18 protein-coding genes, 1 tRNA gene and 1 other RNA gene are annotated in these 22,569 nt (G+C 65.5%); 7 read left to right on the top strand and 13 right to left on the bottom strand.

The features are described from left to right. Window positions 1–27: 27 nt before the first annotated feature. Together AC5Y42_RS12295 and AC5Y42_RS12290 are read right to left on the bottom strand one after the other, a co-directional pair. Complete coding sequence (locus AC5Y42_RS12295) at window positions 28–2,934, bottom strand: MMPL/RND family transporter (protein ID WP_499898417.1); 2,907 nt, start codon at window positions 2,932–2,934, stop codon at window positions 28–30. Then, window positions 2,931–3,362 (bottom strand): MmpS family transport accessory protein, encoded by a 432-nt coding sequence (locus AC5Y42_RS12290; RefSeq protein ID WP_499898416.1) that lies wholly within the window; start codon window positions 3,360–3,362, stop codon window positions 2,931–2,933. The genes AC5Y42_RS12295 and AC5Y42_RS12290 overlap by 4 nt, the downstream gene beginning before the upstream one ends. Before the next feature lie 335 nt (window positions 3,363–3,697). Between AC5Y42_RS12290 and AC5Y42_RS12285 the strand changes: the two genes are divergently transcribed. Further along, complete coding sequence (locus AC5Y42_RS12285; protein WP_499898414.1) at window positions 3,698–4,030, top strand: DUF732 domain-containing protein; 333 nt, start codon at window positions 3,698–3,700, stop codon at window positions 4,028–4,030. 18 nt (window positions 4,031–4,048) lie between these two features. On the opposite strand, the gene AC5Y42_RS12280 is transcribed toward AC5Y42_RS12285, so the two are convergent. From AC5Y42_RS12280 to AC5Y42_RS12270, 3 genes are all read right to left on the bottom strand, one after another. Further along, window positions 4,049–5,107, bottom strand: a complete 1,059-nt coding sequence (locus AC5Y42_RS12280; protein ID WP_499898413.1) for an NAD(P)H-dependent amine dehydrogenase family protein — start codon at window positions 5,105–5,107, stop codon at window positions 4,049–4,051. Window positions 5,108–5,148: 41 nt separating this feature from the next. After that, window positions 5,149–5,934 carry a lipid uptake coordinator LucA gene (lucA, locus tag AC5Y42_RS12275; RefSeq protein ID WP_499898412.1) on the bottom strand — a complete coding sequence of 262 codons (786 nt, stop codon included), beginning with the start codon at window positions 5,932–5,934 and terminating at the stop codon, window positions 5,149–5,151. A gap of 62 nt (window positions 5,935–5,996) precedes the next feature. After that, window positions 5,997–6,082 (bottom strand) — tRNA-Ser (locus tag AC5Y42_RS12270). Between the two features lie 67 nt (window positions 6,083–6,149). Here AC5Y42_RS12270 and ffs point away from each other — a divergent pair. The 3 genes from ffs to AC5Y42_RS12255 all read left to right on the top strand — a co-directional run bounded on the left by ffs (window position 6,150) and on the right by AC5Y42_RS12255 (window position 9,431). Then, an RNA gene (ffs, locus tag AC5Y42_RS12265) (signal recognition particle sRNA small type) lies at window positions 6,150–6,246 on the top strand. A 58-nt stretch (window positions 6,247–6,304) separates the two neighbouring features. Then, on the top strand, window positions 6,305–7,600 hold the full coding sequence (locus AC5Y42_RS12260) for an aspartate aminotransferase type Ic (RefSeq protein WP_499898663.1): 1,296 nt from the start codon (window positions 6,305–6,307) through the stop codon (window positions 7,598–7,600). Between the two features lie 103 nt (window positions 7,601–7,703). Then, a complete protein-coding gene (locus AC5Y42_RS12255; RefSeq protein WP_499898410.1) occupies window positions 7,704–9,431 on the top strand; it encodes a DNA polymerase III subunits gamma/tau in 1,728 nt (575 codons plus the stop codon). A gap of 16 nt (window positions 9,432–9,447) precedes the next feature. Here the strand turns inward: AC5Y42_RS12255 and AC5Y42_RS12250 are convergent, their stop codons facing one another. Further along, entirely contained in the window at window positions 9,448–10,767 is a 1,320-nt protein-coding gene (locus tag AC5Y42_RS12250; protein ID WP_499898408.1) for a class I SAM-dependent methyltransferase, read from the bottom strand. Continuing rightward, the gene (locus AC5Y42_RS12245) at window positions 10,764–12,170 is read right to left on the bottom strand and encodes an FAD-binding oxidoreductase (RefSeq protein WP_499898406.1); all 1,407 of its coding nucleotides are present in this window, start codon (window positions 12,168–12,170) and stop codon (window positions 10,764–10,766) included. The genes AC5Y42_RS12250 and AC5Y42_RS12245 overlap by 4 nt, the downstream gene beginning before the upstream one ends. 60 nt (window positions 12,171–12,230) lie before the next feature. Here AC5Y42_RS12245 and AC5Y42_RS12240 point away from each other — a divergent pair, with 60 nt between their 5' ends. Then, window positions 12,231–12,668: an SRPBCC family protein gene (locus tag AC5Y42_RS12240; protein ID WP_499898404.1), complete on the top strand. Its 438-nt coding sequence runs from the start codon at window positions 12,231–12,233 to the stop codon at window positions 12,666–12,668. On the opposite strand, the gene AC5Y42_RS12235 is transcribed toward AC5Y42_RS12240, so the two are convergent. Continuing rightward, window positions 12,646–13,350, bottom strand: coding sequence for an Rv3717 family N-acetylmuramoyl-L-alanine amidase (locus AC5Y42_RS12235; protein ID WP_499898661.1), 705 nt, complete (start codon window positions 13,348–13,350; stop codon window positions 12,646–12,648). The genes AC5Y42_RS12240 and AC5Y42_RS12235 overlap by 23 nt on opposite strands. Before the next feature lie 166 nt (window positions 13,351–13,516). Between AC5Y42_RS12235 and AC5Y42_RS12230 the strand changes: the two genes are divergently transcribed. Together AC5Y42_RS12230 and recR are read left to right on the top strand one after the other, a co-directional pair. Further along, a complete protein-coding gene (locus tag AC5Y42_RS12230) occupies window positions 13,517–13,852 on the top strand; it encodes a YbaB/EbfC family nucleoid-associated protein (RefSeq protein WP_499898402.1) in 336 nt (111 codons plus the stop codon). 9 nt (window positions 13,853–13,861) lie between these two features. Then, window positions 13,862–14,473, top strand: coding sequence for a recombination mediator RecR (gene recR, locus AC5Y42_RS12225; protein ID WP_499898400.1), 612 nt, complete (start codon window positions 13,862–13,864; stop codon window positions 14,471–14,473). A 1-nt stretch (window position 14,474) separates the two neighbouring features. Here recR and eccCa read toward each other — a convergent pair whose 3' ends face one another. From eccCa to AC5Y42_RS12200, 5 genes are read right to left on the bottom strand one after another with little or no spacing between them, the layout of a single operon-like run. Then, on the bottom strand, window positions 14,475–18,554 hold the full coding sequence (gene eccCa, locus AC5Y42_RS12220; protein WP_499898399.1) for a type VII secretion protein EccCa: 4,080 nt from the start codon (window positions 18,552–18,554) through the stop codon (window positions 14,475–14,477). Window positions 18,555–18,556: 2 nt separating this feature from the next. After that, window positions 18,557–20,053, bottom strand: a complete 1,497-nt coding sequence (eccB, locus tag AC5Y42_RS12215; RefSeq protein ID WP_499898398.1) for a type VII secretion protein EccB — start codon at window positions 20,051–20,053, stop codon at window positions 18,557–18,559. A gap of 2 nt (window positions 20,054–20,055) precedes the next feature. Next, window positions 20,056–20,976 carry a transglycosylase SLT domain-containing protein gene (locus tag AC5Y42_RS12210; protein WP_499898396.1) on the bottom strand — a complete coding sequence of 307 codons (921 nt, stop codon included), beginning with the start codon at window positions 20,974–20,976 and terminating at the stop codon, window positions 20,056–20,058. Further along, window positions 20,973–21,290 carry a DUF2710 family protein gene (locus AC5Y42_RS12205; RefSeq protein WP_499898395.1) on the bottom strand — a complete coding sequence of 106 codons (318 nt, stop codon included), beginning with the start codon at window positions 21,288–21,290 and terminating at the stop codon, window positions 20,973–20,975. Before AC5Y42_RS12205 ends, AC5Y42_RS12210 begins: the two co-directional genes overlap by 4 nt. Window positions 21,291–21,326: 36 nt before the next feature. Beyond that, the gene (locus AC5Y42_RS12200; protein WP_499898394.1) at window positions 21,327–22,508 is read right to left on the bottom strand and encodes a DUF5631 domain-containing protein; all 1,182 of its coding nucleotides are present in this window, start codon (window positions 22,506–22,508) and stop codon (window positions 21,327–21,329) included. Window positions 22,509–22,569 lie beyond the last annotated feature (61 nt).

The raw sequence follows: 22,569 nt of genomic DNA, 5'->3' as shown, positions 1-22,569 counted from the left end.
GTCACGCAGGCACGCGCGCGGTCCTGGTCAGCGCCGTTGATCCACCAATTCGCGTACTACCGGACGAGGCGGGTACGGCCGAAGCAGCCCACTGGCCGGACGGGTGCGTACCCGCTGTGGCCACCAGAACCAGCGGCCCAGCAGCGCGGCGATCGACGGCGTCATAAACGAGCGCACCACCAAGGTGTCGAACAACAGGCCCAGGCCGATCGTGGTGCCGACCTGGCCGACGACAGCCAAATCGCTGACCGCCATCGTCATCATGGTGAAGGCGAACACCAGGCCGGCCGAGGTCACGACCGAGCCACTGCCGCCCATCGCGCGGATGATGCCGGTGTTCAGTCCGGCGTGAATCTCCTCTTTGAACCGCGCCACCAGCAGCAGGTTGTAGTCCGACCCCACCGCCAACAAGATGATGACCGACATCGCTAGCACCATCCAGTGCAGATTGAGTCCGATGAGGTGCTGCCAGATGAGCACCGACAGACCGAAGGCGCTACCCAGCGACAGCGTCACGGTGCCCACGATGACCGCGGCGGCGATGACGCTGCGGGTGATGATCAGCATCACAATGAAAATCAGGCACAGCGACGCGATCCCGGCGATGACCAGGTCATAGGCGGACCCGGTGGCCAGGTCTTTGTACATCGGCGCGGTGCCACCGAGGTAGACCTTGGAGCCTTCTAACGGCGTGCCTTTGATGGCCTCGTGCACGGCGTGTTTGACCGGCTCGACGCGCGAGATGCCCTCGGGAGACGCGGGGTCGCCTTCGTGGGAGATGATCATTCGCACCGCATGGCCGTCGGGGGACAGGAACATCTTCAGCCCGCGCTTGAAATCGGGGTTGTCGAATGCTTCGGGCGGCAGATAGAAGGAGTCGTCATTTTTGGCCTCGTCGAAGGCGTGGCCCATCGCCGACTGGTTTTTCATCATTTCTTCCATCTGATCCTGCAGCCCACCCATGGTCTGCTGCATGGTCAGCTGCATGACCCGCATGCTTTTCATGGTCTCGATCATCGGCGGCATCACCGTGAGCATCTGCGGGATCAGCGTGTCGAGGCGGTCCATGTCGGGCATCAGATTGCTGATGTCATCGGTCATGATGTCGACGCTGTCGAAGGCTTCGAGGACCGAGCGCAACGACCAGCAGATCGGAATGTCATAGCAGTGCTTTTCCCAATAGAAGTAGCTGCGGAACGGGCGCCACATGTCTTCGAAATCGGCCATGTGCACCCGCAAATCCTGGATGTGGGCTTCCATGTCGTGCATCTTGGTGACCATGCTGTGGGTGGTCTCGGCCATGCCGCGGGTGATCTCGAGCATCTGTTCCATGCTGGTGATGGTGCGAGCCATGTCCTCACCCATCACCAGCATGTCTTTCATGCGGTCTTGCATGTACTGCATGTTCAGTTGCTGGGTGGTGCCCTGCATGCTGATCGCAAACGGGATCGACGCGTGGTTGATCGGGGTGCCCAGTGGCCGGGTGATGGCCTGCACGCGTCCGATGCCTGAGGTGCGGAAGACGGCCTTGGCGACCTTGTCGATGACCAGGAAGTCGGCGGGGTTGCGCATGTCGTGGTCGGTTTCGACCAGCAACAGATCCGGGTTCATCCGGGCCTGGGAGAAATGCCGGTCCGCGGCCGCATAGCCCTCATTGGCCGGGATATCGGTTGGCAGGTAGTCGCGGTTGTCGTAGCCGGGTTTGTAACCGGGCAAGGTGATCAGCCCGACCAGCGAGACCAGCACCGTCGCGACCAACACCGGCCCCGGCCAGCGCACCACGGCCGCGCCGATCTTGCGCCAACCCCGAATCCGCATGGCCCGCTTGGGCTCCAGCAGCCCGAACCGACTGCCCACCACCACGACCGCGGCACCCAATGTCATCGCGGCCGCGACCATGGTGAGCATGCCGATCGCCAACGGGACACCCAGGGACTGGAAGTAAGGCAGCCGGGTGAAGCGCAGGCAGAACGTCGCGCCGGCGATCGTCAGCCCCGAACCCAGGATCACATGGCTGGTTCCGCGATACATGGTGTAGAACGCGGATTCTCGATCCTCGCCGGCGCTACGCGCCTCCTGATATCGGCCGATCAGGAAGATCGCGTAGTCCGTCGAGGCGGCAATCGCCAGCGTCACCAGCAGATTGGTCGCGAACGTCGAGAGCCCAATGAGGTTGTGGTAGCCCAGGAAAGCCACCACGCCGCGGGCCGCGGCCAACTCCAGGAAAACCATCCCCAGCACCAACAGCACCGTGCCGATGGACCGGTAGACGAACAGCAGCATGACGATGATCACCAGGAAGGTCATCCCGGTGATCAGCTTCAGGCTGCGGTCGCCGGCGATGTGCTGATCGGCCAGCAGCGGCGCCGCCCCGGTCACATACGCCTTGACCCCGGGCGGTGCCGGGGTGTCCTTGATAACTTTCTGGACAGCCTCGACGGACTCATTGGCCAGGCTCTCGCCCTGGTTACCCGCGAGATAGACCTGGACGTAGGCGGCCAGGCCGTCCGGGCTTTGCGAACCCGCCGCAGTCAGCGGGTCGCTCCAGAAGTCCTGGACGTTCTCGACGTGTGTGGTGTCCGCCCGCAGTTGGGCGACCAGCTCGTTGTAGTAGTGGTGGGCCGCGTCGCCCAGTGGCTTCTGGCCTTCCAACACGACCATGGCTGAGCTGTCGGATTTGAACTCTTTGAAGTCGGCGCCGACGCGCTTGGTGGCGATCATCGACGGCGCGTCCTTGGGGCTCATGGACACTGTGCGCATCTGTCCCACCACGTCTAACTGGGGGACGATGACATTCAGCAGCACCGTGACCGCGATCCACGCGAGGATGATCGGCACCGCCAGCCGGTGGATCCACAACGGCAAGCGCTCCCGCACCGCCTGGACCGGGGCCGGCAGGGTGTCGGTCGGCGCCTCGGTGACGTCGGCGCTCATGCGGACTTCACCAAGCAAAAGGTCTGGGCGTTCACGCCGCTGCGGATCCTTTCGTCTTTGACGACACCGTCGACGGTGATGCGGCAGCCGATGGTGTCGCTGTGCCCCTGCGCCACGATGTTGGGGCTGACCGCAGGGTCAGTAGTCGACAATTTGAGCGACCACGGCAGGGGTGCCGAGTCGACCCGCTTGGGGTCAGCGTTGAGATCGAGGTAGTTGATGTCGGCCACGGTGCCGTCCGGGCTGAAGATCTCGTAGACCACGACCTTCGGGTTGAACGGCTTGGTGTCTTCGAACACCTGTGACGAGCCACCCGCGTTGCCGTGCGCACCGAAGTAACCGTGCACTCGGTAGACCGCGAACCCGCCGACAGCGATGACCACTACGACAAGCAACGGCAACCACACGCGTTTGAGAAGCTCAAACATCTGAAAACCTTGCCCCGCTTTCCGCTAGCTGCTCGCTCGTGATCTCCTCCGCATCCCGAGCCATTCAATGGCACGGCGCAGCGGTGCGCATCGGCTGAGTCATCGGCTCGGTCATGGTCATGGGTGGCTCCATCCTGAGCGGGGGCCAAGAGACTCAACTAATTAGCTTGTGTGTAACCTTAGCTACTCTAATCGGAATAGGCCGATAGACGGAAACCGGGTGGGAAGGGCATGCAATGACCTGGACAGGCTCGCGGATCGGTGGCGGCGACCAAGCGTGTCGGCGTACTCCAGATCGGTCTCCAAGTCCGACACGGGGCGGTACCATCCAGCTCATGAAGGTAGCAAGGTTCGCCTCGATCGCCGCCGTCGCCGCCGCAGTCGGCCTGGCCGCCCCGGCATATGCCGACCCCGACACCGATTTCGACAACCAGCTCAACACCTACGGCCTGTACGGCCCTCACGACTACAACCCTTATCTGGCCAAGATCGCCTGCCGACGGCTGGGCGACGGGGTCGACCCCGATGCTGCCGCCTCCGCTCGGTTCGTGAAGAACAACCTGGCCAGGGGCACCACCCAGGTGCAGGCGTACCAGTTCCTCGGCACCGCCGTCAGCTTCTACTGCCCTGAGCTGGCGCCCAAGCTGCAGAACATCCCCGCGAGCTAGCATTTCGCTCCGCGCCCATCAGGTCGCCGGCACGACTACGCGAGGCAGCGTCAGCGGCAGATCGGTGTAGGTCGCAATACCCGGCGCCGCAGCCACCACCGCCGGGATGGCGTTGATGGTGGGCATCGCCGTCATGATGTGGCCGAGCGTCATGAAGTCGGCGATCGTCTCCGCCTGAAAATCCGGTGGCGGCAGGAAACTCACGGTGGTTTTTACGCTCGGCCGTCCGTCGACCTGGATCACCCAGCCGTCCTGGTCGATCTTCCAGTCCGGCTCCAATGTTTGGCCCTTGCGCCACCGCACGTTGAGCTCCACGACGGTTTTGCCACCGATGACGCCTTGCCAGCTGGCGTAGACGCCGGCGACGCACCCCGCCGGGATAGTCCATGAGCCGAGGTCGAGATCGGCTGTGGTTTGGGCATATTCCGCCGCGCAGCGCACCTCGTCGAGTTCGACGCCCAGCGCGTCGGCAACCAGCCGCACCGCCTCGCCGAATACCGCGGTGCCCTGAGCCGTCATCGTCGGCAGCTCGGGGTCGTCGATCGGTTTGCCGAAACCCACCGGAAGCTCGGTTGCCGGTGAATCGTAAAAGGTGGTGTCGGCGGCTTCGTTGACGGTGATCTTGTCGACCCGATCGCAGACCATTGCCGACACCACCGCCAGCAATTCGGCGAAGCCCGGGCTGACCCCGGACCCGAACATCGTCGAGCCGCCCTTTTGGCACGCCTCGGCGATGCGATCGCGGCCGGCGCCGAGATTGTGGCCGGTGATGAACGACGCGGTCGCAACGACGTTGGCGCCGGTCGACAAGATACGCACCAGCTCGTCGACATCGACCCACATCGGGTTGTAGACCACGCAGTCGGGTTTCAGCGCAAGCAGCGCGTCGACGTCGTCGGTGGCGGCTACGCCAAGCGGCGCGGTGCCGCACAACTCGCCGACATCACGGCCCACCTTGTCACGCGACCAGGCGTAGCACCCCACGAGTTCGAGCATGGGGTTCGCGGCGATCGCCTGAACCGAGCTCTTTCCGACGTTTCCCGTTGTCCACTGGACGACCCGATAGTTATTTGGCACTCGCTCAGCATAGGAAAGGACCGGCGCGGTTGATAGCCCTACTAATCCTCGACGGTGACTCCACCGCGCGAACGCTTACGCCGGCGTGACGATGACTTACCGCTCGGGCGGCGGTTACGCAAACCGCCGCGGGGCTGTTCGGCGGCGACGGTGTCCTCGGCGGCGGGCAGTTCGTCGGCGGTCGACTCAGGTTCTTCGGCGGTCGACTCGGCGATCTCGGTGGGTTGATCGTCGGCCGCGACGGTCTCGTCATCGGCAGCGACGGCTTCCGCTTGTTCCGTCTCAGCGGTTTCGGCTTCGTCCGCCTCGGCTGCTTCGTCCGCCGAGACCTCTTCGCCGGCTTTCTTCTTGCCCCGCAACCGTCGCTTGGCTTTCTTCGGCTTCAGCGGTTTCGGTGGTGGCGGCGGCAGCTCAGCGACGAAGGACAGGTAGAAGCCGAAGATTCCGAGCAACGCGATCGCGGCGGCCGCGCCATAGATCCCGAACAGCCACTGTCCGGTGGCGTCGAGATTCAGCCAGAGTTCGCTGATTGAGGTGCCGACGATCAGCACACCGGCCAGCACGTGCGCGACGATCGACCAGGTGCGCAGACTGAGCGCGAGCTGCGGGGTCCCGTACTCCGGCTTGCGGGTACGTAACAGCGTGAACACGACCGGCAAGGCGGCCAGGGCGATCAGCACCCCGGCCACGATGCGCAGCGCCGTGCCCAACGTGTGCGAGGTGTCGCCCATCAGCTCAAGCCAGCGCGGCAACACGAAGAAGAAATAGAGGACGCCGGCAGCAATCGAGAACGACGCGTGCCACAGCGTGGCGGCGGTGCGCCCCATACCCCTCCTCAACTTGGCGGTCTAGCACGACCATCGAGCCAGGTCGCGCCCCAGACCGAGCGCGGAGGATGCGGGATTTGAACCCGCGAGGGCTATTAACCCAACCCGCGTTCCAGGCGAGCGCCATAGGCCACTAGGCGAATCCTCCGTCGGCCATGGTAGCCGAGCTGTCAGAGAGCGCCTTCGGTCACTGCGCAAGTCGGGTACTACACTCTCGGTGGACCCCGCGCGGCGTTTATCCTGTGAACTCCCCCAGGGCCGGAAGGCAGCAAGGGTCAACGGGCTCTAGCGGGTGCGCGGGGTCCCCCATGTCGGAGCCGGCGGGGCGGTCCGACTTTTGTTACTCACGGCGTTGACGATGAAAGGGCGCATGGTGTCGGTCGGCTCCTTTAGCACCCTCAGCTCAGCGGACCTCGCGGCTCTGCACGCACGCCACCAGCAGGACTACGCCGAGCTGCAGGCCATGAAGCTGGCGCTGGATCTCACCCGCGGCAAGCCGTCGGGCGAACAGCTCGACTTGTCCAACGCGCTGTTGAGCCTGCCGGGGGAGGACTTCCGCGACGCGGACGGCACCGATACCCGCAACTACGGCGGCCTGCACGGGTTACCGGAGCTGCGAGCGATATTCGGCGAGCTGCTCGGCATCGGGGTGCCGAACCTGATCGCGGGCAACAACGCCAGCCTCGAGTTCATGCACGACGTGATCGTCTTTTCGATGTTGCACGGCGGCGTGGACTCGCCGCGGCCCTGGCGGGACGAGCCGAACATCAAGTTCCTCTGCCCGGTGCCCGGCTACGACCGCCATTTCGCCATCACCGAGACGTTGGGCATCGAGATGATCTCCATCCCGATGCGCGACGACGGCCCCGACGTCGACCTTATCGAGGAACTGGTCGCCGCCGACCCAGCGATCAAGGGCATGTGGGCGGTACCTGTGTTCGCCAATCCGACCGGGGTGACGTACTCCTGGGAGACGATTCGGCGCCTCGTCCAGATGCATACCGCGGCAAGCGATTTCCGGCTGTTCTGGGACAACGCCTACGCGGTGCACACCCTGACGATGGACTTCGACCGGCAAGTGGACGTCTTGGGCCTGGCCGCCGCCGCAGGCAATCCCAACCGACCCTATGTCTTCGCGTCGACGTCGAAGATCACCTTCGCCGGTGCGGGTGTCAGCTTCTTCGGCGGATCGCTGGGCAACATCGCCTGGTATCTGCAGTACGCGGGCAAGAAGTCGATCGGCCCGGACAAAGTCAACCAGCTACGGCATCTGCGCTTCTTCGGCGACGCCGACGGCGTACGCCTGCAGATGCTTCGCCACCAGCAGATCCTGGCCCCCAAATTCGCGCTGGCGCTGGAGATCCTCGACAAGCGCCTGGGTGAGTCCAAGATCGCCTCGTGGACCGAGCCGAAAGGCGGCTACTTCATCAGCCTTGACGTGCTGCCCGGCACCGCGCGCCGCACCGTCGCGCTGGCCAAGGATGCCGGTATCGCGGTCACTGAGGCGGGCGCGTCGTTCCCGTACCGAAAAGACCCGGACGACAAGAACATCCGAATCGCGCCGACCTTCCCGTCGATACCGGACTTGCGCAACGCCATCGATGGGCTGGCGACGTGTGCGCTGCTGGCCGCAACCGAATCCTTGGTCAAATCGTCGACCCCATGACGCCGAGCGTGAAGTTAGGGACACGTTCGCGCACAAGCGTGAAGCCAGCTTCACGCTGGGCGTGGGCGGTCGTCCGTCACACCTCGTCGGTAGCCTGCTGACTGTGGCTCTCTACCGCAAGTACCGACCGGCAACCTTCGCCGAGGTAGTGGGGCAGGAGCATGTCACCGAGCCGCTGTCGACGGCTCTGGCGGCTGGTCGCATCAACCACGCGTATCTGTTCTCCGGCCCGCGCGGGTGCGGGAAGACGTCGTCGGCGCGCATCCTGGCGCGCTCGTTGAACTGCGCGCAGGGGCCGACTCCCACCCCGTGCGGCGTCTGTGAGTCCTGCGTCGCGCTGGCGCCCAATGGGCCCGGCAGCATCGACGTCGTCGAACTCGACGCGGCCAGCCACGGCGGCGTTGACGACACCCGCGAGCTGCGGGACCGGGCCTTCTACGCGCCGGCCCAGTCGCACTACCGGGTGTTCATCGTCGACGAAGCGCACATGGTGACCACCGCCGGGTTCAACGCACTGCTCAAGATCGTCGAAGAGCCGCCCGAACATCTGATCTTCGTCTTTGCCACCACCGAGCCGGAGAAGGTGCTGCCGACCATCCGGTCGCGCACTCATCACTACCCTTTCCGGCTGCTGCCGCCGCGCACCATGCGGGCACTGATCGAACGGATCTGTCAGCAAGAGGGTGTCGCCGTCGACGAGGCGGTGTATCCGTTGGTGATCCGCGCCGGCGGCGGCTCGCCCCGCGACACCCTCTCGGTGCTCGACCAGTTGCGGGCCGGTGCCGACGACAACCGGATCGGCTACCAGCGAGCGTTGGGCCTGTTGGGCGCCACCGACGTCGCACTGATCGACGACGCCGTCGATGCGCTGGCCGCAGGCGACGCCGCGGCACTGTTCGGGGCAGTGGAATCGGTCATCGACGCCGGCCACGACCCACGTCGGTTCGCCACCGACCTGCTGGAGCGGTTCCGCGATCTCCTTGTGCTACAAGCCGTTCCGGATGCCGCAGCGCGCGGCGTGGTGGATGCTCCGGAAGACGTGCTGGACCGGATGCGGGATCAGGCGACCCGGATCGGGCCGGCGACGCTGACGCGGTACGCCGAAGTGGTGCAGGCCGGACTCGGTGAGATGCGCGGTGCGACGGCACCGCGGCTGCTGCTGGAGGTGATCTGCGCCCGGCTGCTGCTGCCCTCGGCCAGTGACACCGAGTCGGCGCTGCTACAGCGGCTCGAGCGAATCGAGACGCGGCTGGACATGTCCATCCCGTCGGACACCGCGCCAGTCGCCCCGACGAAGGCCGCTCCGCCAATGGCCGTCCCACCGAAAGCCGCCCCGCCCCCGCCCCAGCCGAAGGCAACTCCGCCGCAACCCGCGGCGGTCCCCGAACCGGCACCTGCAGCCACCGCGGGGGAGCCCGGCGCGGCCGCGGTGCGAACGCTGTGGCCCACGGTGCGCGACAAGGTGCGTCAACGCAGCCGCACCACCGAAGTGATGCTGGCCGGGGCAACTGTCCGCGCGGTCGAGGGCAATACGTTGGTGTTGAGCCACGAGTCGGCGCCGCTGGCCAGGCGGCTCTGCGAGCAACGCAACGCCGACGTCATCGCCGAAGCCCTCAAAGATGCACTGGGCGTCAACTGGCGGGTGCGCTGTGAGCCCGGCGTGGCTGCGGCACCGGTCGAGGACGGCAATTCTGCTCAGCCCGCCGAAGAGGACAGCATGCTCGCCGAGGCCGGCCGCGATGACACGTTGGCGCCGCGTCGCGATCCCGAAGAGGCGGCCCTGGAGTTGCTGCAGAACGAGCTCGGCGCGCGCCGCATCGACAACGCCTAGCGGTGCTACCGCAAAGTTACGGCTGCCACCACGGCCGCAGCGGTAGCCCGCCGTCGTCGCCGCGTGCGTCGGATTTGACGGCCAGCACGTGATGCAGCTGAATGTTGTTCTGCTCGAAGCCGACTCGCGAAGCCGCCATGTACAGGCCCCAGACTTTGGCGATCGGCAGACCGACCTCGGCGACCGCCTCATCCCAGTGCGCCACCAGGTTGCGGCACCAGTCGCGCAATGTCATCGCGTAGTGATGACGGAAATTCTCCTCGTGTAAAACCTCGAGCCCGGTCTCTTGGATTTCGGTGGTGATCCGCCCCGAGCCGGTCAATTCCCCGTCAGGAAAGACGTAGCGGTCGGTGAAGCCGCTGCCGCTGTACTTCGACCGGTTGTCGTGGCGGGTGATGCAGTGATTGAGCAGCAGGCCCCCGGTGCGCAACTTCGTCTTGAGGAAGCCGAAGTAGGCCGGGTAGTTCTTCACCCCGATGTGCTCGGTCAAGCCGATCGACGAGACCGCGTCGAAGCCGCCTTCGCGGACGTCGCGGTAATCGGAGTGTCGCACCTCCGCCAACTGCCCGAGGCCCTCGGCCTCGATCGCCCGCTGCGCCCAGGCGGCCTGTTCGGCGGACAGCGTCGCGCCGATCGCGCGGACGCCGTGGCGGGCGGCGTAGCGGACCATGCCGCCCCAGCCGCAGCCGACGTCGAGCAGCCGGTCGCCCGGCTGCAGGCGCAGTTTGTCGAAGATCAGCCGGTACTTGTTCTCCTGGGCTTCCTCGAGCGTGGCCTCGGCATGGGGATAGACCGCGCAGGTGTAGGTCATCGACGGTCCGAGCACCCACTCGTAGAAGGTGTTGGAGACGTCGTAGTGGTGGTGGATGGCCTCGGCGTCACGGGTTTTACTGTGCCGCAGCCCTTCTGCGATACGACGCCACCGAGGCAGCGCCTCCTGCGGCGGCGGCGCGACGGGCAGCAGTCGCTCGAATCCGATCGAGCGAACGACGTTGGCCAAAACCAGCGGCGAGGGCCGCTTGAAATCGAGTTTGTCGACCAGCGTGGTGAGCAGCTCGTAGGGATCGCCGGGATGCACGCCGTGTGCCTGCAGATCACCGGAGACGTACGCGCGGGCCAGCCCGAGCTCACCGGGCGCGGTGGCCAGGTAGGTGGTGCCGCGCGGAGTCAGCAGATCCAGCCCTAGTACGGCATCGTCGGGGCCGGCGCTGCTGCCGTCGTAGGCGGTGAACTTCAGCGACTGCTTACTGCCTTCAGTCAAGATCGCCAGGATTTCGGCCAAGCTCAACTTGCCGTGGGTCGACGCGGGTGCCCGACCCTCTTTGATCGCCGTCATCGCCGTTGCACCGCCTTCGCGTAGAGGTCGAGGAGACGCGAGTCCGGGTCATACATCTTCTTGACCGTTTTGTAGGCCTCCCCGCCGTAGAGTTCGTCGAACTCCTCACGGGTGTAATAGGACTCGGAGTACAGCGACTTGTGACCGTGAAGCTCGCCGACCTTCGCCTCGATCAACCGGTTCGTCGCACCCACGGCGGCGCCGACCGGCACCGACGACCAGAAGCCGGCGTTGACGTAGGTGCGGCCCGCGCCGATCGGATACAGCGGCCAGCCGTCGTGGCCACGCAGCCGCAGCGGGCATAGCCAGACCGGCGTGATCGGGACATTGCCGAGGAACCACGTCAAGAATTCCTCGACGTGTTCGATCGGCACCTCGATGTCCTGAACCACGCGCTCGCGCGGCGGGCGGCCGTTGCGCTTCTCGATCCGGTCGGCGATATCGAACCGCTGGTCCAACGCCACCAGCTTCCAGTAGAAGCTGCTGCGCCGGTAGCGGCGTGGCCACCACCGCCGGATGCGGGGGTTCTGCGCGCCGAACGAGCGTGAACACCAGAACCAGTCGGTATCCCAGCGCCAGAAGTAGTCGTGCATCGTCAACCGGTCTTCTTTGCTGCCGGTGTCGTGCTGGATCGAGCGGTAGTAGATGTTTTGCCCGGTGTAGTCGCTGACCGGTCCGGGTGTGCTGGTCCGCGCACCGATGCACAGGTAGCTTTCGTCGGCGCTGAACACCACCCCGTCGAGGTAGTCGACGGGGACACCGTCCCATCCGCCGGTGTCGATGATGCGATCCATTGCCGCCACCATGTCGGTCAGAGCATGAAATCGCAGGTGCCGCAGCGCGACGAAAGGTTTGACAGCCTCCAACTCGATCCGCAGCCGGGTCGAATAGCCGAGGGTGCCATACGAATTCGGGAATGCCCGATACAAGTCAGGGTGCTGTTGCGGCGAGACGGTGAGCAATTCGCCGGCCCCGGTCAGAATGTCCATCTCGAGCACCGACTCGTGGGGCAGACCGTTGCGGAACGACGCCGACTCGATGCCCAGCCCGGTCACCGCCCCGCCCAGGGTGATCGTCTTCAGTTGCGGCACGACCAGCGGCGACAGACCGTACGGCAGGGTCGCGGCGACCAGGTCCTCATACGTGCACATGCCGGCCACGTCGGCGGTGCGCGCCTCGGGGTCGACGGAAATGACGTTGGTCAACCCCGATGTGTCGAGCCCGGGCGCAGTCCGCTTACTGCGGGCGCGAAACAGATTGGACGTGGGCTTGGCAAGCCGGACAGACGCCGTCGCGGGAATGGAGCGATAGCTTTCCAATAACCGCTCGACGCCCGCCCGATGTAAGTCGGCTTCGCGAACAGGCACCACAGTTACCCTAGTCCCCGACTGCGGCCAACGCATCGATACAGCAACGTGCGGCACACAAGTGTCAGCACATCCACAGCAAAGGAGTCTTGCCTGATGGGACAGGTCAGCGCAGCCAGCACGATCTTGATCAATGCGCAGCCCGAGGCGGTGCTGACCGCCATCGCCGATTACAGAGGAGTCCGCCCCAAGATCCTGTCCGAGCACTATCGCGACTACCGGGTGCTGCAAGGCGGCCAGGGCCAGGGCACCGTTGCCAGTTGGAAGCTGCAGGCCACCAAATCCCGGGTGCGCGATGTGCAGGCCAGTGTCGACGTCGCCGGTCACGCCGTCATCGAGAAGGACGCCAACTCGACGATGGTCACCAACTGGACGGTGGCGCCGGCGGGCCCGGGTTCCAGCGTCACCGTCAAGACCACCTGGACCGGCGCGGGCGGGGTGAAAGGTTTCTTCGAGAAGACGTTCGCCCCGTTGGGGCTGAAAAAGATTCAGGCCGAGGTGCTGACCAATCTCAAGAAACAGCTGGAGACGTAGCCTGGCTGCCCAGGAACCCCGCGATGCCCTTGACCACCGCGTCGGCGTACTTCTGCCTGCCGGCGGGGGTTTGCATCAGCGCCGAGTCGGCGGGGTTCTTCATGTTGCCCAGCTCAACGAGCACCGACGGGTATTGCGCCAGGTTCAGGCCGGCGAGGTCGGACCGTCCGTAGAGACCGTCCTGGCCGATGTAATTAGCCGGCGGGATACCCGACCCCTGCAGTTGGTCGCGCATGATCCGGGCGAACTGCACTGACGGGCCGGCCTGGGCCTGGTTGAGTGGCGGCGCCGAGTAGTTGACGTGGAACCCCCGCCCGGTCGCCGGACCGCCGTCGGCGTGGATGCTCACGATGGCATTCGGGTGTAACGCGTTGGCCATTGCGGCCCGCTGGTCGACGCAGGGCCCCAGCGCGTCGTCGTTTCCGCGCGACAGGGCGGTTCGTGCTCCCAGCGCGTTGAGCGCGGCGCGGATCCGCAGCGTGGTGTCCCAGGTGAACGTGTGCTCTGGGTAGCCGTCGTTGGCCGTCGTGCCGCTGGCCTGGCAGTCTTTGGTGCCACCGCGGCCGGTGGGCACCTGACGGCCGATGGAAGAGTCGTTGGCTCCGTTGTGGCCGGGATCGAGGAACACGATCATCCCGGCGATGTTGCTGGGCACGGCGGTGGCCGGCGCCGGAGCAACCATGAAGACGGCAGCGGTGATCGCGATCCCGACACGCAGGCAAACGACTGATACGCGCACGGCGCCACGGTAGCCCGGCGCCGACTAGGCTTGATGTTTCGAACCGCCCGATCGACTTAGCCGAAACCGAGCCGAAACCAACTCGAGACCACGACGCAAGGGGACTGTCATGCAACCCGAAGGCCAGCCTGACATGTCGGCGCTGCTCGCGCAGGCGCAGCAGATGCAACAACAACTGATTGCCGCCCAGCAGCGACTTGCCAATTCCGAGGTGCACGGCAAAGCCGGCGGCGACCTGGTCGACGTGACCGTGAAGGGCAGCGGCGAGGTTGTGGCGATCAAGATCGATCCCAAGGTCGTCGATCCCGACGACGTCGAGACGCTGCAAGACTTGATCGTCGGGGCGCTGGCCGATGCCTCCAAGCAGGTCACCACGATGGCGCAGGAGCAGCTCGGCCCGCTGGCCGGCGGGATGGGCAGCGCGCTGGGCATGCCGGAGTCCTGACGCACCGACATGTTTGAAGGACCTGTCCAGGACCTCATCGACGAGCTCGGCAAGCTGCCGGGCATCGGGCCGAAGAGCGCGCAGCGCATCGCGTTCCACCTGCTGTCCGTGGAGCCGGCCGATATCGACCGGCTCGCCGCAGTCCTGGGCAAGGTCCGGGACGGCGTGCGGTTTTGCGCGGTGTGCGGCAACGTCTCCGACGACGAACGGTGCCGCATCTGCGCGGATGCGCGCCGGGACGGCTCGCTGGTGTGCGTGGTCGAGGAGCCCAAAGACATCCAGGCCGTGGAGCGCACCCGTGAATTCCGCGGGCGCTACCACGTGCTGGGCGGGGCCTTGGATCCGCTGTCCGGGGTCGGTCCCGAGCAACTGCGGATCCGCGAGCTGCTGAACAGGATCGGTGAGCAGGTCGACGGGGTGGACATCACCGAGGTGATCATCGCCACCGATCCCAACACCGAAGGCGAGGCGACGGCCACCTACCTGGTACGGATGCTGCGTGACATCCCCGGCCTGACCGTCACGCGGATCGCGTCCGGGCTGCCGATGGGCGGTGATCTGGAGTTCGCCGACGAGCTGACGCTGGGCCGTGCGCTGACCGGCCGACGCGCGATGGCTTAGCTCACTCGGGCGCCCCCACCAGCACACCCTCGATCGTGCCGTCGGTTGTCACCAACAATCCGCGGCCGACCGGCAGCTGCTGCGCACTGACCCGACCGAAGACTTTCACCGTCGCCGGGTCGTTGTCCATGAACAGAGTGGGTGCCCGCGAGCCGATCAGCTTCTGTAAGAACGGGTTCATCACCGACGCGCCGGCCCAGTTGCCGGGCAGCCGCGAGGCGATGACATGCAGACCGATGTCGCGGCTGCGTTCGATCAAACGCCACAGCGGTGCGGTCGCGGCGGGTTTACCGATCCCCCCGTGCGGCCGCAACTCCTGTTCGTCGTCGATCAGCACGAAATGGCGTGGGCCGTCCCAGGTGTCGCGGCTAAGCAGTTCCTGTTGGCTCAGACCCGACGGCGGCAACCGGTGGATCATGAGTTGCGCCAGCTCTTCGACCACCCCGTCAATGTCCTCGGGCGTGTACGCGTAGGCGCGCACATGCGGGCCGCGGATTTTGCCGATCAGTGCGGTCTTTGGGTCGATGATCGTGATCTGCGCTTGGTCAGGCCCGAATCGGCTGGTGATCGCCTGCCCCAAGGCCGCCAAAGTCGTGGTCTTGCCGCACGATTGGCGTCCGACGACCAGCAGATTAGGCAGGGTCCGCATCGGCAGTACCACCGGCTGCAAGGCGCTCTCGCCGAGCGCGAACGCGACGTTCAGCGGATCGGCCGCCTCGGCGCTGTCGGCGAAGCGGGCGATAATGCGTTTCAGCGCAACATGTTCAGGCAGACGGGCGAGGGCTTCGAGCCGCTGAACGCCGGGCAGTTCGGCGATGACGGCTCCCACGTCGCGCGCCGCTAACCGCGCGCCATCAGCGGCGGTGATCTCAGGTATCCCGACCAGCAACTCGTATCCCAGCGGAGTGAGGCCGAACCCCGGCTTGTCCAGGGTGTTTCGCGCGGCCTTGCGCAACTCGATGCCGGTACCCATCTGCGACTCGTCGGGATTGCTGAGCCGCAGCTGTATCCGCGCGTTCGACACGTTGAGCAGCGCCTGCTTCTGTCCGACCAGCCAGCCGTTGGCGCTGGTGATGACGTGCACGCCATAGGACAGTCCCTGCCGGGCGATGGCGATCGCGCGATCACCGAAGGCGCTGTCCTTCTCGTAGAAGTCGCCGAAGTTGTCGATCACCAAAAACACGTCGCCGAATCTGTCGTCAGGGTCTGTGTCGGCATCACCGGCCGCGCCGAAGCGGCGCTCGCGGAATTCCGCGATGTCGATTTGATAGTGCTTGAACGACGCCTCCCGCGCTCGGATCACGGCCTCGACCGTGGCTATGGTGCGCGATACGCCTTCGCTGTCGGTCAGACTGACCACCGACGCCGCGTGCGGGACTCCTTCGACCGGATACAGCGACGCCCCGATGCAGAAGAACGCCACCCGCTCCGGCCGGTACATCAGTGCCGCAGAAGCCATCAACGTCATCAAGGTGGTCGACTTACCGCGTTGCGCGGTGGCGACCACCATGATGTTGTCCATCTCGGCATCGATGGCGTGCACCCGCTGGGCATGCTCGTCGGGCATGTCGACCATGCCGACTGGGAAGACCAGGCCCCGGTTTTGGCCGTAGTCCACTCGCCAAGACTTGCCTCGCCAGCGCGACACCAGCGCATCGATCGGCTCGCTGACTTCCAGAGGCGGAAGCCAGATCCGGTGAGGTGGACGCGCGGGGTGAGCGGCGAGCGACTCTCGGATCACGTCGACCAGCTTCTTCTTCCGGAAGCCGTCGGAATCGTAGAGGAATTCATCGGGTTGCTCGGGCTCGTCAGCGATAGCCAGCGCCGCGCTGTCCGCCTCGTTGAGCGGCTGATACTCCCAGGTGAGGGTGCGGGGTTTGGAAAAGCCGACATTCACGGTGTGATCCAGTTCAGCTGCCTTTTTCGGCAATACGAACGGCGCCGAGACGTAGAAACACCGAAACTGCTCCAAGTCACGTGGCCCGACCTTGAGCAGTGCATAGCCGTTCTCTTTGGACGGCAGGTGCAAGGCCGCATCGCTGCCGATCACGTCACGGGAGTCCTCCGCGGTCTCGGCGCGCAGCGCCACCCGAAAAGCGATGTTGCTCTTGACTTTGCTCAGTGATGACAAGTCGAGCCGTTGGCCGCCGAGGGTGAAGAACACGTTGCACCCGCGGCCCTCTTGTCCGATGTGGATGACCAGGTCGATCCATTGGGGGTGGTGAACGAACAACTCCAGATACTCGTCGATGATGACCAACAGGATGGGCACCGGCTCCACATCGCGCCCGGCCAGCCGCATCTCCTCGTACTCATTGGCATCGCGGGCACCGGCATCCTTGAAAAGCCGGTATCGCCTGGCGATCTCGCCGTTGATGGCTTTGCGCATCCGCTCGGCGAGGTGCCGATCATCCTTGCCGAGGTTGGAGAGTGAACCGGCGACGTGCGGGAATCCCGCCAGGTCCTGGGCCGCGGATTCGAACTTCATGTCGACGAAGATCACGATGAACGCCTCGGGCGAATGCGACAGTGCGATCCCGTTGCACAACGACAAGAAGTACTCGGACTTACCAGACCCGGATGTGCCGATCACCACCGAGTGGAAGCCGTAGCCGCCGAAGTCTTTGGCGCGCAAGATAACGTACTGCAACTCGTTGCCGCGTTTCACGCCGACGGGCACCATCGCCCAGTTCGGATCACCACGGCCGCGGCTTTCGGCCCAAAGCCGGTCGACGTCGAGTTCGCGGGGATCGCTGATACCCAACGCACGCAGCAGTTCGCCGGCCTGGCTTTCAGTGTCGGACGATTCTCCGGGGCCGCTCGGGGACCACCGGGCCAGTGCACGCGCGTAGCGGTCAGCGGCATTCGCGGCGAGCCGATCGGCGACGGCGTAGAAGCCGTCGCGGTGCCACAGCTTGCCGCCGCGAAGCACGAAGCGCTCGTTTTCATCGCTAAACCCCACACCGCTACCGCGACGGGCCGCCAACCGCAGCAACGTGATTCCGGTCATGCCTTTCTGGCCGGTGACGCTCTCCCACTGTTCCGGCATTCCGACACCGTCGTCGATGATCAGCCAGTGCGGACCCAACGTCAGACCGCCGACCGCCTCCATTGGCGACGGCATCGATGTTGGGCTTGCCCCGGTCGGCGGTGTCCACGGCCCGCGGCCTTTACGGTGCAACTCGGCGTCAAGCACCTCCTCGAGTTCGGTGGGCGAGGCGAAGACCAGTCGCCGCATCCCGCACGCGTCGAACATTTCGTCATGCTGGTTGTGCGGCAGCCAGACCAGCCAGGACCACAGTTGCGGTTGACGGGTGACCAACAAGAATCTCAGCTCGCGGGGACTGTGGTAAACCGCGAGCGAGCACAAGATCGATCGTGCCAGGGCATGCAGCTCGCCGGAATCGTCGCCGGTGAAACTGAAGCCGGGCCTCGATCGCAAGCTCAGTACCTTGCCGATATCACGGATCTTGGTCTGCTCCACAATGAAATCCCGTAGTGCTCCGCCGGTTACCGGCTCGAGCTCTTCGCCAATGGGGATATCAGGCCACTGCAACGACACCGCTGATTCACTGGTCTGCTGGACACCGGTCCCGAGGCGGACGTCGAGGAAATCCGGGTCACCCGGCTGGCGCTCCCACATGCGCGGACCGCCGATAACAGCGTCCAGCTGCCGGGGATCAGCATGGACGAACAGTTGGCTACGTCGTTGGTGCTGCGCAGCATGCTGAACTTCGTCGCGATCCTCATCAAGCTGATGCAGATATACGCGACGCTGCTTTTCCTGCTCGCCCCAACTGATCCGGCGGCCTCGGGCGAAGCGACCGCTGAACATCAGCGCGCCGAAGCCGAATAATCCCATCATCGGGAAGACGCCGGACTGCAGAGAACGGGCACCAGACGCATACATCACCACGAGCGTGCCGATGATTCCGACCATCAACGCCGGAAAGGCGATCATCAACAGGATGTTGCGTGGTTCACGCTGCGGCAGCGCGAGAGGTGGACCGACCGCCACTCGGGTGGGCCGAACGATCGGCGGCGGTGTGCGCGCGCCGCTGACGAAACTGCGTTTCGACACGGCTACCCTCCTGCCGTGCGATAGTCGGCACCCGGGATCGGCGCCACCGCGCCGCCGCCGGCGATGGTGTCGTGCGCCAGCAGCGCGGTGTCGCGACTGATCGCCGGCCCCGCCGCGAACGTCCGTACGATCGGCCATGGCGCCTGCACCGCGCCACGCGGATCGATGGCCAGTGCATGGAAAGTCTGTTGGTCCCACTGGATTCCATAGCGCACGCCTTGAGGCGATAGCCAGTACAAACTTTCCCGGCTATCGGACGTCACCGCGCCGCTGGTGATCGCAACCAGATTCGCCGCGCCCGGCAACACCAACGTCTGATCGGCTTCTACCGAATCGGCGCTGCGGTCATCGCGAACCAACCGCACCAGCTGCGAGTCCATGCCGAGCGGGACCGGTAGGCGTCGGCCGCTGACGACGGCGATCTTCGCCTGAGGATCACCGGCCTGCTTGTCCCACGTCAGGCAGGTGACCGGATTCGCGGTGGTGTCGACGAAAGTCAGCTTGCCCGAAGGGTAGTAGTCGACGTCGAGCCCATCGACGGCTGGGACAGTGACCAGTTTGTCCGGTGAAATCAACCTGGGTGTGGCCGAACCCTGCGAATCGGCGGTGCGCAGTAAATCCGCGACAAAGCCGCTGATCTTCTGCACACCGCTCGCCAGCAGCACGTAGAAGCCGCTGATGGCCCCCGCCGCGTCACGCGTCTGCAGCACACTGCCCACGGTCAGGTCCGGCAGCCACGTCGATGGTCCTCCCGCTTCCGGAATCTCCGGCACCACAAGCGGTTCGGTTGCCGGCAGAGCATCGTATAAGGCGTTGGAGATGGCGATCGGACGTGTGACGGCGGGATCGAGACCCAGGTTGAAGGTCACTGATCGGTCGCTGAGGTCCAGCCGTGATCGACGGTCGCCCCAGATCACGTACGTCGCATCACGGTGGCTCGCCAGAATGGCCTGTGCAGGCCCCATCGGGGCGATCCGGTCCCCGTCGGATAGCCGGCCCGCGATGGACGTCACCACCGGCGCTGCGCTGCTGCCCCGAGCGGTGGCGGTATCGCATATCGACCAGGCCGATGCAGCGGTCGACCTGACACCGAAGTTGTCGGGTATTCCAGGGATGCCGATCATCGGTCCGGTTGGGTACTTGGCGATCTCGCTGGCTGTGACCCAGGCAGGCGCAACCGCGCTGCCGACCGCGAGCCGCGCCGAGGCAAGGTTGAGCGCGGGATAGAGCCGCCCATCGACCTTGGCGTAGATTTCGCCGGTGTCGCGGTCGCCGACGATTACCGAGTGCCCCACCAGCCCGGCCGGTTTCATGAAGTGCAGCAATGCCATCCACCCGATGCCAAGGATGACGAACACCAGCGACAACGCCAGCGCGGCCTGCTGTTTGCGGTCGTCGTGCTTCATCCGAACCGAATAGCGGGTGATCGCGGCTCGCAGCCGCCGGTTGTAGAAGAGATGCCCGGAATTCTGATCCCGATTCGACAGGTTGAGCGGCACGATCAATATCCCTTGGGCGGCCGCTGTGGGTCGGCCTGCTGAACCAGCGCCACAAGGTTCGCCCCGTCGGGCGCGACGCCGTAACGTCGCATCACGTAGTTCATCGACGCGCAGATATTGGCGATCGGGTCATAAATATTGGTCGACGTCCCGGATTGGTGATACCGCGCGAAAGTGGCCGGAATCGTTTGGGTGATACCGCGGGCATACCCGAGTCGGTGGCCGTCAGGCTGCACAGGTCCCGGTTGGGTGGCCGGCTCCGGCGCGATCGCCGATGGCCGCCCGCCCGACTCGCGGGCGATCAACGTCTCGTACCCGCGCATCCAGTTGCGACGGGCGACGGGGTCCGTGATGCCAAGGCGATCGAGCGCAGCGCCGATGCGCGCCCGGACATGGCCGGGCGCAAAGGTTCGCTCGTAGCGCACCGCGTCGCGCGGGATGGCGGCTGCCGGCGATCGCTGCTCCCGCGGAGTCCGCCGGTGCGCGTAGCCGAGCCGCCTGAGCTGGTGAGTGAGGATCCGGGCTTGTCGGCGGGAGCGCTGAATGTGCCTCCGCTGCAGGCGAAGTCGAGCTGCGATGCGGCGCACGAGTTCCCGTCGCCCAACGGGGGTGTCGACGGCCGGCATCGAGTCGGCGTGCGCCGCGTCGAGGACGGAGCGGGTCTGGTGTCGGGCCTGGGCATGCTGTGTTTCTACATCGGCCAGCACCGCGGTGAGCTCGGTGTCGGTGGCAGCGGCATGGCGCAGCCCCGCCGCCATCCGCCGCATGGCCGGCGCCGTGAACTCTGGGGCGTCGCGCGGCCACGCATGGCTGAGCAGGACGGCCGGCGTGCGGGGCGGTACGGCGGCGACCCGTCCGGCGTATAGCGCATGCCCACGGGCCAAGAGTTCCAGTGCTTGCCCGGTCAGCGGATCGCATGTCACCGGAGATTTCCGCCGTAGCGAGCTTCATTGTCGGCTTCGGCCTCTTCGCGCAGGGCGGTGATTGCGAGGTTCAGCCGGTCGGCCAATTCGCCGTGGCTGTAGCCGGTCATCACGTCCGGATGCAGGCTCAACTCGATCAACTTGCCGTCGGCGTTGGCGACGGCCTGCACGTCGCCCAAGTCAACGCGGTAAGTGATCGTCTCGGCCTCGGTGACAAGCGCCTCCCATCGGTCGGCTGCCTCGCGCAAATCCCGCAGAACCGACTCGACGAGATCGGTTTCGCTCAGCTGCGTGCGACTCCCCCGCCCCGACATCGTGCAAGTATGTGATCGCCTGCGACCAGCGTCAATTCACGGTTTGGTATGGAGCGCCTGGTACCACGCGAAGTGGTAGTTCGCCGTCAACCGGTCACCGCTGGCCATGCCGTCGGTGGCGGCCAGCAACAAGCAATTGAGCAGCAGCGCGTGGTCGACATCCGGGTACTGGGCCAGCAATTGGAGCCGCGCCGTAGCGAGATGTTCTCGCAGTTCGTCGATCTCGGGTTCCAGGATGCCCGTTCTGGCGGCGCCCGCCTTGGCCAAGGTGTGGACGAGGTGGGGCAAGCCCTCACGCCAATGCGTCGCCCCGCAGAGCAGCCAGCCCAGATCGTCGACGGGCGGTAGCCGACGAGGCTTTGACGACGACGCGGTCGGGTCGAATTCGGTTGCCCAACCAAAAGACCAACCCAAGTGGTCGCCGGGAGCATAGGCCACCGAGACCGTCGTCGGCCCCAAAAGTTCTGGCGCACTGCCGGTGCGACGCTGCGGGGGGAGCAGCCGCACATCGGCCGGCACCGCGATACCTGGCGGTATCCAGCCATGGGCGATGTCAGTGGCGACGACGGTAGTGCGGTTCTCCCGGTCGCCGGCAGCCCAGCACAACCCGGGCTCCTGGCGGGCCATGAACTCTACGAGGCGCTGCAACCGGTCGTGATCCGATTCCGGTTCGCCGCTTTCGGCATCCTCGGCAGCGGGCGTCCGCGGGAAGCTCGCCGTCGCCCGCCGATTGGACCGATACGACTCGCGCGGTGGTTGATCTGCGAGCGGGGCGGTGATGACCGGAAGTTGCTGCGTGTCGTCGAGGCTTGGCCCGCCAGTGGGTTCGGCCGCGACGGGCGGCAGGTATTGGGTGGGAAGGTCTTGCAGCCTATTGCCGAGTTGGCGAAGCGCCGCCGCCACCCGCGCGGCCGCAACACCGCGGGCAGTGTCGACGACGCGGGCTTCTTCAGCATGTAGCGACGGCCCGACGATGCCGGCTCGCCTGATGCTGCGAAGCTCCTCGTTGGCCGAGCGGGCAATCCGTTCCAAGTCAGCCCGGAGATACCGCGCGACCGTGGCATTTTCAGGCGTAATGGTCGAAAGTTCGGCAGGCCAGAGGTCATCGGTCACCCAGGGGGTGCAGTCAACCGCAGAGCCGAAGGCCGGGATCGCGAGGGATTCCCGCGCGGCTTTCCGAAGGCGCCGCCGCGCGGTGTTCCGGCCGAAGATCGCCACCGGCTCAGCGTACCGTCGCGCCTGGATAGGCGACCTGCCGTCTACCTCGGTCGATGTCAGA

This window comes from Mycobacterium sp. NGS48 (assembly GCF_059812585.1).
This window is presented reverse-complemented; position numbering and strand designations above follow the sequence as displayed.

Bases quoted from the DNA above. Each gene is read 5' to 3' on its own strand.
- AC5Y42_RS12295 (WP_499898417.1), bottom strand. From the start codon at position 2,934: ATGAGCGCCGACGTCACCGAGGCGCCGACCGACACCCTGCCGGCCCCG.
- AC5Y42_RS12290 (WP_499898416.1), bottom strand. From the start codon at position 3,362: ATGTTTGAGCTTCTCAAACGCGTGTGGTTGCCGTTGCTTGTCGTAGTG.
- AC5Y42_RS12285 (WP_499898414.1), top strand. From the start codon at position 3,698: ATGAAGGTAGCAAGGTTCGCCTCGATCGCCGCCGTCGCCGCCGCAGTC.
- lucA (WP_499898412.1), bottom strand. From the start codon at position 5,934: ATGGGGCGCACCGCCGCCACGCTGTGGCACGCGTCGTTCTCGATTGCT.
- AC5Y42_RS12260 (WP_499898663.1), top strand. From the start codon at position 6,305: ATGGTGTCGGTCGGCTCCTTTAGCACCCTCAGCTCAGCGGACCTCGCG.
- AC5Y42_RS12250 (WP_499898408.1), bottom strand. From the start codon at position 10,767: ATGACGGCGATCAAAGAGGGTCGGGCACCCGCGTCGACCCACGGCAAG.
- AC5Y42_RS12245 (WP_499898406.1), bottom strand. From the start codon at position 12,170: ATGCGTTGGCCGCAGTCGGGGACTAGGGTAACTGTGGTGCCTGTTCGC.
- AC5Y42_RS12240 (WP_499898404.1), top strand. From the start codon at position 12,231: ATGGGACAGGTCAGCGCAGCCAGCACGATCTTGATCAATGCGCAGCCC.
- AC5Y42_RS12235 (WP_499898661.1), bottom strand. From the start codon at position 13,350: ATGGTTGCTCCGGCGCCGGCCACCGCCGTGCCCAGCAACATCGCCGGG.
- AC5Y42_RS12230 (WP_499898402.1), top strand. From the start codon at position 13,517: ATGCAACCCGAAGGCCAGCCTGACATGTCGGCGCTGCTCGCGCAGGCG.
- recR (WP_499898400.1), top strand. From the start codon at position 13,862: ATGTTTGAAGGACCTGTCCAGGACCTCATCGACGAGCTCGGCAAGCTG.
- AC5Y42_RS12205 (WP_499898395.1), bottom strand. From the start codon at position 21,290: ATGTCGGGGCGGGGGAGTCGCACGCAGCTGAGCGAAACCGATCTCGTC.